Origin of the sequence: Antarctobacter sp., assembly GCF_965277915.1 — a bacterium.
Classification (GTDB): domain Bacteria; phylum Pseudomonadota; class Alphaproteobacteria; order Rhodobacterales; family Rhodobacteraceae; genus Antarctobacter.
On the sequence record NZ_OZ255849.1, the window covers coordinates 4,255,772 to 4,270,010 of the forward strand.

13 protein-coding genes are annotated in these 14,239 nt (G+C 63.3%); 7 read left to right on the plus strand and 6 right to left on the minus strand.

What is annotated here, in order from left to right:
* Positions 1-316: 316 nt before the first annotated feature.
* The 3 genes from ACQY5B_RS21795 to rpmE all read left to right on the plus strand — a co-directional run bounded on the left by ACQY5B_RS21795 (position 317) and on the right by rpmE (position 2,094).
* Positions 317-1,237 (plus strand): Hint domain-containing protein, encoded by a 921-nt coding sequence (locus ACQY5B_RS21795; protein WP_420327424.1) that lies wholly within the window; start codon positions 317-319, stop codon positions 1,235-1,237.
* A gap of 227 nt (positions 1,238-1,464) precedes the next feature.
* On the plus strand, positions 1,465-1,860 hold the full coding sequence (gene rplS / locus ACQY5B_RS21800; protein ID WP_305967994.1) for a 50S ribosomal protein L19: 396 nt from the start codon (positions 1,465-1,467) through the stop codon (positions 1,858-1,860).
* A 12-nt stretch (positions 1,861-1,872) separates the two neighbouring features.
* The gene (rpmE, locus tag ACQY5B_RS21805; RefSeq protein WP_043140792.1) at positions 1,873-2,094 is read left to right on the plus strand and encodes a 50S ribosomal protein L31; all 222 of its coding nucleotides are present in this window, start codon (positions 1,873-1,875) and stop codon (positions 2,092-2,094) included.
* Between the two features lie 81 nt (positions 2,095-2,175).
* Here the strand turns inward: rpmE and ACQY5B_RS21810 are convergent, their stop codons facing one another.
* Positions 2,176-2,364 carry a hypothetical protein gene (locus ACQY5B_RS21810; RefSeq protein ID WP_305967993.1) on the minus strand — a complete coding sequence of 63 codons (189 nt, stop codon included), beginning with the start codon at positions 2,362-2,364 and terminating at the stop codon, positions 2,176-2,178.
* Positions 2,365-2,589: 225 nt separating this feature from the next.
* Between ACQY5B_RS21810 and ACQY5B_RS21815 the strand changes: the two genes are divergently transcribed.
* Positions 2,590-3,939, plus strand: coding sequence for an aminotransferase class III-fold pyridoxal phosphate-dependent enzyme (locus tag ACQY5B_RS21815; RefSeq protein WP_420327423.1), 1,350 nt, complete (start codon positions 2,590-2,592; stop codon positions 3,937-3,939).
* Positions 3,940-4,008: 69 nt separating this feature from the next.
* Here ACQY5B_RS21815 and ACQY5B_RS21820 read toward each other — a convergent pair whose 3' ends face one another.
* Together ACQY5B_RS21820 and ACQY5B_RS21825 are read right to left on the minus strand one after the other, a co-directional pair.
* Complete coding sequence (locus tag ACQY5B_RS21820) at positions 4,009-5,562, minus strand: alanine/glycine:cation symporter family protein (RefSeq protein WP_420327421.1); 1,554 nt, start codon at positions 5,560-5,562, stop codon at positions 4,009-4,011.
* A gap of 25 nt (positions 5,563-5,587) precedes the next feature.
* A complete protein-coding gene (locus ACQY5B_RS21825; protein ID WP_305967990.1) occupies positions 5,588-6,022 on the minus strand; it encodes a universal stress protein in 435 nt (144 codons plus the stop codon).
* Positions 6,023-6,294: 272 nt separating this feature from the next.
* Here ACQY5B_RS21825 and ACQY5B_RS21830 point away from each other — a divergent pair, with 272 nt between their 5' ends.
* Entirely contained in the window at positions 6,295-7,968 is a 1,674-nt protein-coding gene (locus ACQY5B_RS21830) for a bifunctional protein tyrosine phosphatase family protein/NAD(P)/FAD-dependent oxidoreductase (RefSeq protein ID WP_420328588.1), read from the plus strand.
* A gap of 163 nt (positions 7,969-8,131) precedes the next feature.
* Positions 8,132-9,898, plus strand: coding sequence for a SulP family inorganic anion transporter (locus ACQY5B_RS21835; protein ID WP_420327420.1), 1,767 nt, complete (start codon positions 8,132-8,134; stop codon positions 9,896-9,898).
* Here the strand turns inward: ACQY5B_RS21835 and ACQY5B_RS21840 are convergent.
* Positions 9,872-10,606, minus strand: coding sequence for a metallophosphoesterase family protein (locus ACQY5B_RS21840; RefSeq protein WP_420327419.1), 735 nt, complete (start codon positions 10,604-10,606; stop codon positions 9,872-9,874). The genes ACQY5B_RS21835 and ACQY5B_RS21840 overlap by 27 nt on opposite strands.
* 107 nt (positions 10,607-10,713) lie before the next feature.
* Here ACQY5B_RS21840 and ACQY5B_RS21845 point away from each other — a divergent pair, with 107 nt between their 5' ends.
* Positions 10,714-11,169 carry a GFA family protein gene (locus ACQY5B_RS21845; protein WP_420327417.1) on the plus strand — a complete coding sequence of 152 codons (456 nt, stop codon included), beginning with the start codon at positions 10,714-10,716 and terminating at the stop codon, positions 11,167-11,169.
* Between the two features lie 68 nt (positions 11,170-11,237).
* Here the strand turns inward: ACQY5B_RS21845 and serA are convergent, their stop codons facing one another.
* Together serA and ACQY5B_RS21855 are read right to left on the minus strand one after the other, a co-directional pair.
* Entirely contained in the window at positions 11,238-12,836 is a 1,599-nt protein-coding gene (gene serA, locus ACQY5B_RS21850) for a phosphoglycerate dehydrogenase (protein ID WP_305967986.1), read from the minus strand.
* Positions 12,837-12,942: 106 nt separating this feature from the next.
* Entirely contained in the window at positions 12,943-14,097 is a 1,155-nt protein-coding gene (locus tag ACQY5B_RS21855) for a phosphoserine transaminase (protein WP_420327415.1), read from the minus strand.
* Between the last annotated feature and the right edge of the window lie 142 nt (positions 14,098-14,239).

Below are 14,239 nucleotides of genomic sequence, written 5' to 3' on the forward strand. Positions count from 1 at the left end.
GGGCCGCACTGCCAGACCAGGCCAGCGCATGACGCATTCGCCACACAGGGGACCAATGTCCCTGAAGGTGCTGCAACGGCGCCATTGACGCGCCCCACGCGTCGACCCTGAAGACCCAGGACGCCCCCCCCCCGCACACGCTCGCGTGCCCATCCGTCCCATGCCCTGACAGAACGTCGGCACATCAGACCATCCCCGTGTGAGCTCCGTCTCGCACGTTTATCAACGACTTGCAGCGCCTGCCGCGGGCGCCCTGTCGCACGTATCAGACAGGCCTTCGTGCCAAAGAGATTATACCCAAAAGGAGTGACCTCGAATGCCCAACTTCCAAGCGACCGACATGCTGTATTTCCGAGGCTCGGACACCGGTTCGACCCTGACCCCAACCGGGAGTTACTTGCTTTACACCTCGGACACGACCGTGGTGGACGGCAACAATGACGGCCAGGTCAACATAGGCTTCGACTACCTTCAGTGGGGCAGCAACACGCTCTCCTTCAGCACCTTCACCATCACGATCAACGGCAACGAATATGCCATTTTCCAGGACGACCGGGATTTCTACATTCCCTTCGATTCCAGCATCGATGACCTCTCGTCGCTGCACGGCACCTCCGTCACGCAGCCCATTTCCTCGCCCACGGCGTCCGCCAGCACGATCAACTGCTTTGCAGCAGGCACCCGGATCGCGACCGCGACCGGCGATTTCGCCGTCGAAACACTGACGGCCGGTCAGAAGATCCTGCGGGCCGATGGCGGCACCACGCGGGTGCGCTGGGTCGGCCACCAGCCGGTGCGCCCGGCCGATGGTCACCTGGTCGTGATCCACGCCGGGGCTCTGGGCGGCGGACTGCCCCTGCGCGACCTCGTGGTCACCGGCGACCACGGCATGGTTCTGGACGGGCATGTGGTCAACGCCTCTGCCCTGGTGAACGGGCGCGGCATCACCTGGGCCAATCCGGCGGAAATGCCCCATACCGTCACCGTCTACCATGTCGAGACAGAGACCCACGAGGCGCTGCTGGCCGAAGGCGCCCCGGCAGAAACCTATGTCGATTACGCCGGGCGTAGCGCCTTTGCCAACTACCAGGAATACCTGGAACTGAACGGCGCAGACCGCCTCATCCACGAGATGGCCCTGCCCCGGATTTCCAGCCGCCGTTTCCTGCCCGACAGCATCCGCGCCCGGCTGGACGGCGCGGCCGCCCACGACGCGGAATTCGCGCAAAGCGCCTGAATGCATCGCGTTCTGCGGGCTGCGGGTCTTGGTCCTTGATTTAGATCCGGCACGCATGTAAGGACACGCATCTTTCGGTGCCGGGGCGACTCGGCACCGATTGACCTTGTTGTCCGGCGACGGGCAGCCCCGAACAAAGAACAGCTGGTCATCTTTATCCCGTCGGGGAGAAAGCACTGCCCAGACATCTCCGCGGGAAAACCGCGACGAACATAGGAGAAGGTCAGATGGATCTGATCGCACAGCTCGAGGCGGAACAGATTGCCTCGCTCGGGAAGAGCATTCCCGATTTCAAGCCCGGCGACACCGTGCGCGTCGGCTACAAGGTGACCGAAGGCACCCGCACCCGTGTGCAGAACTACGAAGGCGTCTGCATCAGCCGCAAGAACGGCAAGGGCATCGCGGGTTCGTTCACCGTTCGCAAGATCTCTTTCGGTGAAGGCGTGGAACGTGTGTTCCCGCTGTACTCGACCAACATCGAGTCGATCGAAGTCGTCCGTCGTGGCCGCGTCCGCCGCGCCAAGATGTACTATCTGCGTTCGCGTCGCGGCAAGTCGGCCCGTATCGCAGAGGACACCACCTACAAGCCGCTCAAGAACAAGAGCGCCGGCGCTGACGCCTAAGGAGCCCGCGATATGAAAAAGAACCTGCACCCCGATTATCACCTGATCACCGTCAAGATGACCGACGGGACCGAGTATCAGACCCGTTCGACCTGGGGCAAAGAGGGCGACACGCTCGTGCTCGACATCGACCCCACCGTGCACCCGGCCTGGACCGGCGGCACGGGCCGCATGCTCGACCAGGGCGGCCGCGTGTCGAAGTTCAAGAAGAAATACGAAGGCCTCGGCTTCTGAGCCTGTCGCCTTTCGGAACAGGACGCCGCCCCTTGGGGCGGCGTTTTTCGTTTGGCAGACCGCGAACGGCCGTTCGAGCGATCATTTCTTGACGCTCAGCCCCATGCCGGACACGGTCTTGGGGCCGCTGGGAGCGTGCAGTTCGTCCGGCACACAGGTTGTCCATTTCGGTTGCCCAGGGCTGACCTTGGGTATGCAGGGCGGGGTGTCCGCCGCGACGGTATTGGCCAGGACAACAAGGGCTGTCATCGAAAGCAAAGCGATACGCATTGTAATCTCCTCAATCAAAATCCGGGACAGGGTTGCCCCGCGGTTCAAAGCTATGCGGGCTTGCCCCGGCGCGGCAGTCTGATTTCCCCCACCCGGACACGGCAGGTTCTTGCGCATCGGGGACCGTGCGGGTGTCGCGCCCAACGACACCAAGACGAGCCGCCCACTGGACAGCTATCCCTGCCCCTGCCAATTTGATCAAAACCCGCAGCCGGAGTCGCCGCCATGAAGGACGAGAACTTTCTCAAGGAAAACAACGCCCGCCAGCTCTGGCACCCGATGGGCGCCCCGGGTGACGCACAGGCCAACCCGCCCAAGATCATCAAGGGAGCCGAGGGCAGCAGCATTACCGACATCGACGGTCATACCGCGGTGGACGCGGTGGGGGGCCTGTGGTGTGTCAACCTTGGCTATTCCAACGACCGGGTTAAACAGGCCATCGCGGACCAGCTTTATGACCTGCCCTATTACTCGGCCTTTGCGGGCACCTCGAACCCGCCCGCGATCGAGGCCGCCTACGCAGTGCAGGAGTTCTTTGCCCCCGACGGGATGGAGCGGGTGTTCTTTACCTCGGGCGGATCGGATTCCGTGGAAACCTGCCTGCGGCTGGCCCGGCAGTATCACCGCCTGCGCGGGGAACCGACGCGGACCAAGTTCCTCAGCCTGAAGAAAGGGTATCACGGCACCCATTTTGGCGGCGCGAGCGTCAACGGCAACAACCGCTTCCGCATCAACTACGAGCCGCTCCTGCCCGGCTGTTTCCACCTGCCGTCACCCTACCCGTATCGCAACCCGTTCAACGAAACAGACCCTGCGAAACTGGCCCAACTGATCGCGCAGGCGATGGAGGACGAAATCCAGTTCCAGGGCGCGAACACCATCGCCGCCTTCATCATGGAACCGGTCCAGGGCGCCGGCGGCGTGATCGTGCCGGACGCCAGTTTCATGCCGCTGATGCGCGAGGTCTGCGACCGGCATGGTGTCTTGCTGATCTCGGACGAGGTCATCACCGGCTTTGGCCGCACCGGCGACTGGTCGGGCGCGCGGCACTGGGGCGTGCAGCCCGACATGATGAGCACCGCCAAGGGCATCACCTCTGGCTATTTCCCGGTGGGTGCGGCGCTGATGTCGGGAAAGGTGGCCGAGGTCTTTGAAAACGCGGGCGCCGATGGCGGGATCTACCACGGCTACACCTATTCGGCACACCCGGTGGGCGCCGCGGCGGTCACAGCCTGCCTCGAAGAGACCCTGCGTCTGGACACCAAGACCAACGCGGCAGCACGCGGCAAGCAACTGTATGACGGTGTGTGCAAATTGGCGGAACGCCATGACATCATCGGCGATGTGCGCGGCGGCCACGGGCTGATGACCGGGATCGAGATCGTCAGCGACCGCGCAGCCAAGACGCCGACGGACGGTGAAACGATGAAGCGTATCCACCAGACCGCCTACGAGGCCGGTGCAATGGTTCGCCTTGGCATGCACAACATCCTGATGTCGCCGCCGCTGACCGTCACCGAAGGTGAAATCGACACCATCCTGACAGCCCTGGACAAGGGGTTCGCCGCGGCGTGAAGCACCCCGTCACCTCCAATGAAAAGGGGCCGCCCATCGGGCGGCCCCTTTCCGTTCGACCGACTAACGTCAGTGCTTGAACTTCTTGATCTCACCCGTTTTCAGGCGGTCGAGATAGCTGTTCACCTCGCGCTTGACGATCGGCATCAGGAAGTAGAGGCCGATGATGTTGACCACCGCCATCGCAAAGATCGCCGCATCCGAGAAGTCGATCACCGGGCCAAGGCTGGCCGAGGCGCCGATAATCACGAAGATGCAGAAGATCACCTTGAACACCAGTTCCTTGGTCTTTCCCTCGCCGAACAGGAAGGTCCAGGCCTTCAGGCCGTAGTAGGACCAGCTGATCATGGTCGAGAAGGCAAAGAGGATCACGGCAATCGCCAGGATCGTCGGGAACCAGCTGAAGGTGCTGCCAAAGGCCGCCGCCGTCAGACCCACGCCCGAGGTATCGCCGACCGTCTTGATCGCGGTCCCGGCCTCGTTCAGCATGTAATTGCCCGTCGCCTCGTCGATCATCAACTGCTGGGTGATGATGATCACCAGCGCCGTCATGGTGCAGATCACAACCGTGTCGATGAAAGGTTCCAGCAAGGACACGAAACCCTCGGTGATCGGTTCCTTGGTGCGCACGGCAGAGTGCGCGATGGCCGCCGAGCCGACGCCTGCCTCGTTCGAGAAGGCCGCCCGCTTGAATCCCTGGATCAGCGCCCCGACCATACCGCCCGCGACACCCAGCCCGGTAAAGGCTCCGGCAAAGATCTGGCCAAAGGCCCAGCCGATCATGTCGGCGTTCATGATCAGGATGACCAGCGCCGTGCCGACGTAGATCACCGCCATGAAGGGCACGACCTTTTCCGTCACCGAGGCGATGGACTTCAGCCCGCCGATAATCACGACAAAGACGATAGCCGCAAACACCAGACCGGTGATGAAGCCGGGATATTCTCCGACGACGCCCGTGATGGCCTGGTGCGCCTGGTTGGCCTGGAACATGTTGCCGCCGCCCAGCGACCCCAGGATGCAGAAGATCGAGAAGAGCACCGCAAGGATACCGCCGCCCGGCAGGCCGCGCTCGGCAAAGCCCTTGGTCAGGTAATACATCGGGCCGCCCGAAACATGGCCGTCCGCGAACTCGTTTCGGTATTTCACGCCCAGCGTACATTCGGTGAATTTCGACGCCATGCCCATCAGGCCGGCGAGGATCATCCAGAAGGTTGCCCCTGGGCCGCCGATGCCCACGGCCACCGCGACCCCCGCGATGTTGCCGAGGCCGACCGTGCCGGACAGCGCCGTGGCCAGCGCCTGGAAGTGGCTGACCTCGCCCGCGTCATCGGGATCGGAATAGTCGCCTTTGACCAGCGCGATGGAATGGGGGAAGGCCCGGAACTGGATGAAGCCGAAGTAGATGGTGAACACGGTCGCCGCGATCACCAGCCAGGCGACGATCCAGGGAAAGCTGGTGCCGGGAAAGGGGCTGAAGATAAAGCTCACAAACCAGCCGGTCGCGCCGCTGAATATCGCGTTGATTCTTTCGTCGATGGTCTGCTCCTGCGCGGCGGCAGCGCCCGCAAATAGCAGAAAAGCCGCAGCGGCAAGCGCCGCACGTTGTGTCAATCTGTTCATGTCGGTTGTCCTGTTCTACGGCACTTCAGGGGACGATGGTGCAGGGCACCGGGGCGGTCTGGACCAGCGATCCGGCGACGGAACCAAAGACCCGGCTGCCAAAACGGGAATGCCCGTTGCGACCGATGAAGATCTGCGCCGCCTCCATTTTCTCGGCAATCTCGCACAGCGTGTCGGCGATATGGCCATAGCGCAGAACCGTCTCGACCGGCACGCCCTTGCCCTCGACTGCGGTCTTGGCGGGGGTGATGATCGATTTTTCGGCCCGGTTCAGTTCTTCCTTGCGGCGCATGTGGCGCTCTTCCAACTCGGTCGGGGTCAGGAAGGAATAAGGCGACCATTCCAGCACATGGGCGATCACAACCATCGCCCCCTGCGCCGTGGCGCGTTCCATCGCGAAATCCAGCGCACGCCGCGCCGCCTCGCTGCCGTCATATCCGACGACAAACTTATCGTTCATCTTAAGTGTCCCTGTTCCGTTTATTCGCCTTATGGCTGAGTAGAGAGTAACAACGGTGTGACAGGGGATTTTCCCGAAAATATGCCAATCGCATGCCGGTTCGACCGAATTTACCAATTTTTCGTGCCTTGGGAGAAGCATCTCCCGGTTTTTATGCGGTATGGGGCCGGTTTTCTGTCCTCGGCCTGCGACCGTTTCGCCTATGACGCATTCTGATAAATGAATGTATATCATTGCATGACCCGATTCCCCGCATGCAGGAGGCGCAGGCCTTGGAATTCCGCAAGATCACCGACGACATCACCGTTTCTCCCCAGATCACCGCAGATCACCTGCAAGAGATCGCCGATGCGGGCTATCGCGCCATCATCTGCAACCGCCCGGATGGCGAGGGTGCCGATCAGCCGACCTTTGACGAAATCGCCGACGCGGCAAGGGCCAAGGGGCTGGAGGCTCGCTATCAGCCCGTGACCTCGGGCAAGGTCCGGGACGCGGACGCCAAGGCCTTTGGCCAGTTGCTGCGCGAGTTGCCCGGCCCGGTCTTTGCCTACTGCCGGACCGGCACGCGGTCAGCGACGCTCTGGTCGCTGAGCCAGGCGAATACGCTGTCCCCAGCGACCATCCTCGCCGCCACCAAGGGTGCCGGCTATGACATGGCGGGTGTCGTGCGGCGCATCGTGAACGGGGGCAAGACCCCCACGGACACGGGCGACGCAAAGTTCGATATCGTCATCGTGGGCGGCGGCGCGGCCGGGATCGCCGTGGCCTCCAGCCTCAAGGCGCGCAAGCCGGGTCTCGACATCGCCATCCTGGACCCGGCCGATGTGCACTACTACCAGCCCGGCTGGACGATGGTTGGCGGCGGCGTCTTCGAGGCCGCGACCACGGCCCGCACGATGGGCAGCCTGATCCCGCAGGGCGTCCACTGGATCAAGTCCGCCGTTGCTGCGTTCGAGCCGGAAAACAACGCCGTGGTGCTCGATGGTTGCCGCGTTGTGAAATACGACCGGCTGATCGTCTGCCCGGGACTAAAGCTGGACTGGCATGGGGTAGAGGGACTGGTGGACACGCTGGGCAAGAACGGCGTGACCTCAAACTACCGCTATGACCTGGCGCCCTACACCTGGGAACTTGTCAGCAAGATGCGAGAAGGGCGTGCGCTCTTCACCCAACCGCCGATGCCGATCAAATGCGCCGGTGCGCCGCAAAAGGCGATGTATCTTTCCGGCGACCACTGGTTCCGGACCGGGCGGCTGAAGGACATCGACATCCAGTTCATGAACGCGGGTGGCGTGCTGTTTGGGGTCAAGGACTATGTTCCGGCGCTGATGGATTACGTCAGGAAGTACGATGCGACGCTGAACTTTTTTCAAAACCTGATCGCCGTGGACGGCCCCGGCAAGACGGCGACTTTCAAGGTGACGAAACCGGACGCAGACCCGACCGAGGTTACGGTCGCGTTCGACATGATCCATGTCTGTCCGCCACAGGTGGCACCGGATTTCATCAGCGTTTCGCCCTTGGCCGATGCGGCAGGCTGGGTCGATGTCGACCAGGCCACGTTGCGGCACAAGACCTATGACAACATCTGGTCCCTTGGTGACGTCATGAATGCCCCCAACGCCAAGACCGCCGCAGCCGCGCGGATGCAGGCGCCCGTGGTGGCCGAGAACGTGGTCGCGGACACCCGCGGCCTCAGCCCGCATGCGGTCTACAATGGCTACGGCTCCTGCCCGCTGACGGTCGAGAAGGGCAAGATCGTTCTGGCCGAGTTCGGCTATGGCGGGGCGCTGCTGCCCTCCTTCCCCAAGTGGGTGATCGATGGCACAAAGCCGACGCGCGCCGCATGGTTGCTGAAGGAACAGATCCTGCCGCCGGTCTACTGGAAAGCCATGCTGCGCGGGAAAGAGTGGATGGCCAAGCCGGAAAGCGTCTCGGCCGGGTAAGCTCAAGGCCGCCAAGGGCCGGGGCGAGACGCGCCGGCCCATGGCTCGCTGCCGCACAGCTTGCTGGCGCACGCGCGCAGCCCCTTTTAAATTCTGATTTGTGAATATATATGGTTTCCAGACGCGACTCGGGGATAAACCCGACCCGAAAGCAGGATTCGCCATGAAGCTCCCACGTCAATTGACCCGCTACTTGCCCATTCTCGACTGGGCGCGGACCTATGATCGCGAAACCGCCTCTGCCGATGGACTGGCGGCGGTGATCGTGACCATCATGCTGATCCCGCAATCGCTGGCCTACGCGTTGCTGGCGGGCCTGCCTGCCGAGATGGGCCTGTACGCGTCGATCCTGCCGCTGGTGGCCTACGCCATCTTCGGCACCAGCCGCGCGCTGGCCGTCGGCCCCGTGGCGGTCGTTTCGCTGATGACCGCCGCCGCCATCGGCAACCTGGGCCTGTCCGACCCGGTGGACATCGCCTTGGCCGCCGGCACGTTGGCCTTCATCTCTGGCGTGATCCTGTCCTTGCTGGGGCTCTTTCGCCTCGGTTTCCTGGCCAATTTCCTGTCGCACCCGGTCATCGCCGGGTTCATCACCGCCTCGGGTGTCCTGATTGCCGCCTCGCAGCTGAAACACATCTTCGGCATCGACATGCACGGGCACACCCTGACCGAGTTGATGCGCACCATGTTCGCGGAACTGGGGAACACAAACGGCTATACCCTCGCCCTGGGGTTGGCGGCGCTGGCATTCCTGTTCTGGGTCCGCAAGGGGCTGAAGCCGCTGCTACTGAAGAAAGGCGTTCCGCCAAAACTGGCCGACGTCCTGACCAAGGCCGGGCCGGTGGCTGCAGTTGTCGTCACCACGCTGGCCACCTGGGTGTTTGGCCTGTCAAATGCCGGGGTCAAAATCGTCGGAGAGATCCCGATGGGCCTGCCGCCGCTGACCGCACCCAGTTTTTCGCCTGCCCTCTGGAATGAACTCTTCATGTCCGCGCTGCTGATCTCGATCATCGGCTTCGTTGAGTCCGTGTCCGTCGCGCAGACGCTGGCCGCCAAGCGGCGCCAGCGCATCTCGCCCGACCAGGAGCTGATCGGCCTGGGCACCTCGAACATCGCCTCGGCGGTCTCGGGCGGCTTTCCGGTAACGGGCGGTTTCTCACGCTCTGTGGTGAACTTCGACGCCGGCGCCGCCACGCCAGCGGCAGGCGCCTTTACCGCGGTGGGCATCGCCGTTGCGACCCTGCTGCTGACGCCCCTGCTCTTCTTCCTGCCCAAGGCGACGCTGGCCGCGACGATCATCGTTGCCGTCCTCAGCCTTGTCGATTTCTCGATCCTCAAGAAGGCCTGGGACTATTCCAAGGTCGATTTCGCGGCCGTCTTTGCCACCATCGTCCTGACGCTGGGGTTCGGCGTGGAACTGGGCGTTTCAGCCGGTGTGCTGATCTCGATCGGGCTGCATCTGTACAAGACGTCGCGCCCGCATGTGGCTGAGGTCGGGCTAGTACCGGAGACCCACCATTTCCGCAATATCAAGCGCCACAAGGTCGAGACCCTGCCGCACCTCGTGACGCTGCGCGTGGACGAAAGCCTGTATTTCGCCAACGCCCGCTTCCTCGAGGACTACGTTCTGGGCCGCGTCACATGTGACGAGCCGATCGAACATGTCGTGCTGATGTTCCCGGCGGTCAACGAGGTCGACATGAGCGCGCTGGAAACGCTGGAGGAACTGAACCGGCGCCTGTCGGAAATGGGCATCCAGCTCCACCTGTCCGAGGTCAAGGGACCGGTGATGGACCGGCTGAAACGGTCGCATTTCCTGGATGAGCTGACCGGCAAGGTGTTTCTGTCGCAATACGATGCCTGGCTGGCCCTGCAAGAGCCGGCACCCAAGCCGGAAAGGGCCTCAGCCGCCGAGGTAGACGCGGCCTGACGCGCCTAGCGCGAAGATCGCGCCGCTGTCCTCAAGGACGGCAACCCCCGGCGGGCGCCCGTAGCCCGCGCCGGTATCCAGGTTCAGCCGGTTGGGCTTCAGCTCGGGCGCATCCACCGGCGTATGCCCGTGCACGATCAGCGCCCCGTGGTCGCGCGGATCGTCGTGGAACTCCTGCCGGATCCACAACAGGTCTTCCTCGTCCTGCTGATCCAGCGGCACGCCGGGTCGGATGCCCGCATGGACAAAGACCTTGCCCGCCTCGCGGTGCATCAGCTTCAGCCCCTGCAAGAAGGCCAGGTGTTCCGGCGGGACGGCAGCCCGGAACTCGGCGGCAAGGTCCTTTTGCCGGATCCGCTCGGGCACGTCGACACCGTAGGACTCGGCCGTATCCAGCCCGCCGATCCGCTCATGGAACCAGTCGTAGCCCAGCAGCAGGTAAGGATCCTGGCGCGGTGCTGGCGGCGCGACGAACCATTCGAACAGTCGGTCATGGTTGCCCTTAAGGCAAACCCAGTTGCGCCCCTCGACCAGACCCCGGCTCAGGCGCTCGATCACGCCGCGCGAATTCGGCCCGCGGTCGACATAGTCGCCTAGGAAGATCACGCGCGCATCCGGCCCGCCGTCCTGCTCGATGCGGTCCAGCGCGGTGTCCAGCATGGCCAGCTGGCCGTGAATGTCGCCAATGGCATAAATCGTCTCACCCATGTCCGCCGCCTAGCATGTTCCCCGAGGCCGGACCAGTCGCACCGGATCTCTGGCCGGATCAGCGGGATGCGCCTAGGGTGCCGCCAGGAAACAGCCAAGGAAACGCCATGCCGATGCCTCCCCTGCCCCTCGACGGGTCCTGCCGTTGTGGCCAGGTCCACATCCGGATCACCAAGCCGCCCCTGATGACTGCCGCCTGCCATTGCCGGGGCTGCCAGAGGATGTCCTCGAGCGCGTTTTCCCTGACCGTCATGGTCCCAGCGGACGGGCTGGAAGTGACACGGGGCACGCCGGTCGAATGCGGCACCCACGGCCCCGATCAGGACCACATGGCCTGTCCGCATTGCATGAGCTGGATGTTCACCCGGATCACCGGGATCGATGCCTTCGTGAACGTCCGCCCGACGATGTTCGACGACACCGGCTGGTTTTCCCCATTCATCGAGACCATGACCAGCGCCCGCCTGCCCTGGGCCGAGATCCCGGCGCAGCACAGCTACGAGGCATGGCCGCCAATGGACCAGTTCGAAGAACTGATCGCAGAGTACCGGGCACAGGGCTGACCCAAGGAAAGAAAAACCCTCCCCCGGCGCGCGGGAGAGGGTCAGGACTATCAGGCCTGGGGCCGGGATCAGGCCACGTCGAATTCCAGCGGCTTGATCTGGTTGAAAAGGCCGGTTTCCGCCAGTTGCGCGCGGGCTTCTGCCGGTACCTGCTCATCGACATAGAGCAGCGCGATGGCCTCGCCGCCCGCATCCTTGCGGCCGAGTGTAAAATTCGCGATGTTCACGCCGTTCTTGCCCATCGTGTGACCCAGCGCACCGATGATGCCCGGTTCATCGTTGTTGGTCGTATAGAGCATGTGGCGACCAACCTCAGCGTCGATGTTGATGCCCTTGATCTGGATGAAGCGCGGCTTGCCGTCGCTGAACACCGTCCCGGCGATCGAGCGTTCGCGCTTTTCGGTCACGACCGTCACCTTGATGTAGCCCTCGAAAGCGCCGGACTGTTCCTGGTTGGTGGTCGAGATCTTGATGCCACGCTCACGCGCCACCATCGGCGCCGAAACCATGTTCACCTCGGGGTTCACCGACTTCATGATGCCCGCGATCAGCGAACAGTTCAGCGCCTCCAGGTTCATGGTGGCCGCTTCGCCGTCGTAGAGGATGTTGATCGCCTTGATCGCCTCGTCGGTCATCTGGCCGATGAAGCTGCCCAGGTGATCGGAAAGCTTGATCCAGGGGCCCATGACCTTGGCTTCTTCGGCGGTGACGCTGGGCATGTTCAGCGCGTTCTGCACCGCGCCGGTCAGCAGGTAGTCCGACATTTGCTCCGCCACCTGCAGGGCGACGTTTTCCTGCGCTTCGCTGGTCGAGGCGCCAAGGTGCGGCGTGCAGACGACGTTGGGCAGGTTGAACAGCGGGTTTTCCTTGGCCGGTTCTTCGGCAAAGACGTCAAAGGCCGCGCCGGCCACATGGCCCGACTTGATCAGTTCTGCCAGCGCCGCCTCGTCGACCAGCCCGCCACGGGCACAGTTGATGATCCGCACGCCCTTCTTGGTCTTGGCCAGGTTCTCCTTGGACAGGATATTGCGGGTCTGGTCGGTCAGCGGCACGTGCAGCGTGATGAAATCGGCTCGCTTCAACAGGTCATCGATATCTTCGACCTTTTCCACCTGCATCTTGTCGGCCTTCTCTTCCGACAGGAAGGGATCGTAGGCCACGACCTTCATCTTCAGGCCACGCGCACGGTCGCAGACGATGCCGCCGATGTTGCCCGCGCCGATCACGCCCAGGGTCTTGCCGGTCAGTTCGACCCCCATGAACTTGGATTTCTCCCACTTGCCCGCATGGGTCGAGGCACTGGCCTCGGGGATCTGGCGGGCACAGGCGAACATCATCGCGATGGCGTGTTCGGCAGTGGTGATCATGTTGCCAAAGGGCGTGTTCATCACGATCACGCCCTTTTTCGACGCCGCTTCCTTGTCGACGTTATCGGTGCCGATCCCGGCGCGGCCCACCACTTTGAGCTTGTGGGCATGTTCCAGGATCGAAGGCGTCACCTTGGTGGCCGACCGGATGGCAAGGCCATCATAATCACCGATGATCTCGGCCAGCTTTTCCTTGTCCTTGCCCACGTCGGGCAGGAAATCGACATCGATGCCGCGATCACGAAAGATCTGGACGGCGGTTTCCGAGAGCTTGTCGGAGACGAGAACTTTGGGAGCCATGTGTCTGGTCCTTTTGGATGTGCGGGGAGAGGCGGGGTGACCCCCGCCCTACGCGAATTGATAGGTCTGGAAATTTGGCGGGGCGGGGAGTTTCCCGCCGCACCTGTCAAGCGGCTTGCGCTTGCGCCGCGATCTCTGCCTCGAAGGCGTATTCCAGCCAGGGCATCAGCGCCTCGATGTCCGAGGTTTCCACCGTGGCGCCACACCAGATGCGCAGGCCCGCCGGGGCATCGCGATAGGCGCCGATGTCCAGCGCCACACCTTCGGCCTCCAGCCGCTTGGCCACGGCCTTGGCAAAGCTGGCACCGTCCTTGATGCGGTCATCGGTGAACTTCAGGCAGACGCTGGTGTTCGAGCGCGTCGCCGGATCCTCTGCCAGGTTGGCGATCCAGTCATGCGCATCGCAGAAATCCCAGATCACCTTGGCATTTGCATCCGCACGGGCCATCAGCGCCGACAGGCCGCCGATTTCACGCGCCCAGTCCAGCGCCACCAGGTAATCCTCGACCGCCAGCATCGACGGGGTGTTGATCGTCGCGCCGGTAAAGATGCCGTCGATCAGCTTGCCACCCTTGGTCAGGCGAAAGATCTTGGGCAGCGGCCACGCCGGCGTATAGCTTTCCAGTCGTTCGACGGCGCGGGGCGACAGGATCAACATGCCGTGCGCGGCCTCGCCGCCCATCACCTTCTGCCAGGAGAAGGTGGTCACATCCAGCTTGTCCCACGGCAGGTCCTGCGCAAAGGCCGCCGAGGTGGCGTCGCAGATGGTCAGGCCCTGACGGTCTGCCGGGATCACGTCGCCGCTGGGGACACGCACGCCCGAGGTGGTGCCGTTCCAGGTAAAGACAACGTCGGTGTCATAGTCGATTGCCGCCATGTCGACGATCTCGCCATAGCCGGCTTCCAGCACGTCGGCGTCGATCTTGAGCTGCTTGACCACGTCGGACACCCAGCCGGCGCCAAAGCTTTCCCAGGCCACCATCGTCGCCTTGCGCGCGCCCAGCATCGACCACATGGCCATTTCAACCGCGCCGGTGTCCGACGCGGGAACGATGCCGATCTTGTAGTCTGCCGGGATGCCCAGAAGCTCGCGCGTGCCTTCGATGGCCGCTTTCAGCTTGTCCTTGCCAACGGCGGCGCGGTGCGACCGGCCCAAGGCGGCGTCGGACAGCTTGTCGAGCGTGAATGTGGGGATCTTGGCGCAAGGGCCAGAAGAAAAACGCGGATTAGCCGGCCGCGATGCCGGTGCTTGGGGTGCCATAGCTGTGCTAACCTTCCAGATAGATGCCCCTCGTTGGGGAGGGGTGTCCCACGGACGCGTCTACGGCAGGGTCAGGGACTCGGCAAGTCGGTTTTTGCATCTGTTGCGTCGGATTTCAGGCCCGCAGACCGCCGTCTTGTCG

Bases quoted from the DNA above. Each gene is read 5' to 3' on its own strand.
- ACQY5B_RS21795 (WP_420327424.1), top strand. From the start codon at position 317: ATGCCCAACTTCCAAGCGACCGACATGCTGTATTTCCGAGGCTCGGAC.
- rplS (WP_305967994.1), top strand. From the start codon at position 1,465: ATGGATCTGATCGCACAGCTCGAGGCGGAACAGATTGCCTCGCTCGGG.
- rpmE (WP_043140792.1), top strand. From the start codon at position 1,873: ATGAAAAAGAACCTGCACCCCGATTATCACCTGATCACCGTCAAGATG.
- ACQY5B_RS21810 (WP_305967993.1), bottom strand. From the start codon at position 2,364: ATGCGTATCGCTTTGCTTTCGATGACAGCCCTTGTTGTCCTGGCCAAT.
- ACQY5B_RS21815 (WP_420327423.1), top strand. From the start codon at position 2,590: ATGAAGGACGAGAACTTTCTCAAGGAAAACAACGCCCGCCAGCTCTGG.
- ACQY5B_RS21820 (WP_420327421.1), bottom strand. From the start codon at position 5,562: ATGAACAGATTGACACAACGTGCGGCGCTTGCCGCTGCGGCTTTTCTG.
- ACQY5B_RS21825 (WP_305967990.1), bottom strand. From the start codon at position 6,022: ATGAACGATAAGTTTGTCGTCGGATATGACGGCAGCGAGGCGGCGCGG.
- ACQY5B_RS21835 (WP_420327420.1), top strand. From the start codon at position 8,132: ATGAAGCTCCCACGTCAATTGACCCGCTACTTGCCCATTCTCGACTGG.
- ACQY5B_RS21840 (WP_420327419.1), bottom strand. From the start codon at position 10,606: ATGGGTGAGACGATTTATGCCATTGGCGACATTCACGGCCAGCTGGCC.
- ACQY5B_RS21845 (WP_420327417.1), top strand. From the start codon at position 10,714: ATGCCGATGCCTCCCCTGCCCCTCGACGGGTCCTGCCGTTGTGGCCAG.
- serA (WP_305967986.1), bottom strand. From the start codon at position 12,836: ATGGCTCCCAAAGTTCTCGTCTCCGACAAGCTCTCGGAAACCGCCGTC.
- ACQY5B_RS21855 (WP_420327415.1), bottom strand. From the start codon at position 14,097: ATGGCACCCCAAGCACCGGCATCGCGGCCGGCTAATCCGCGTTTTTCT.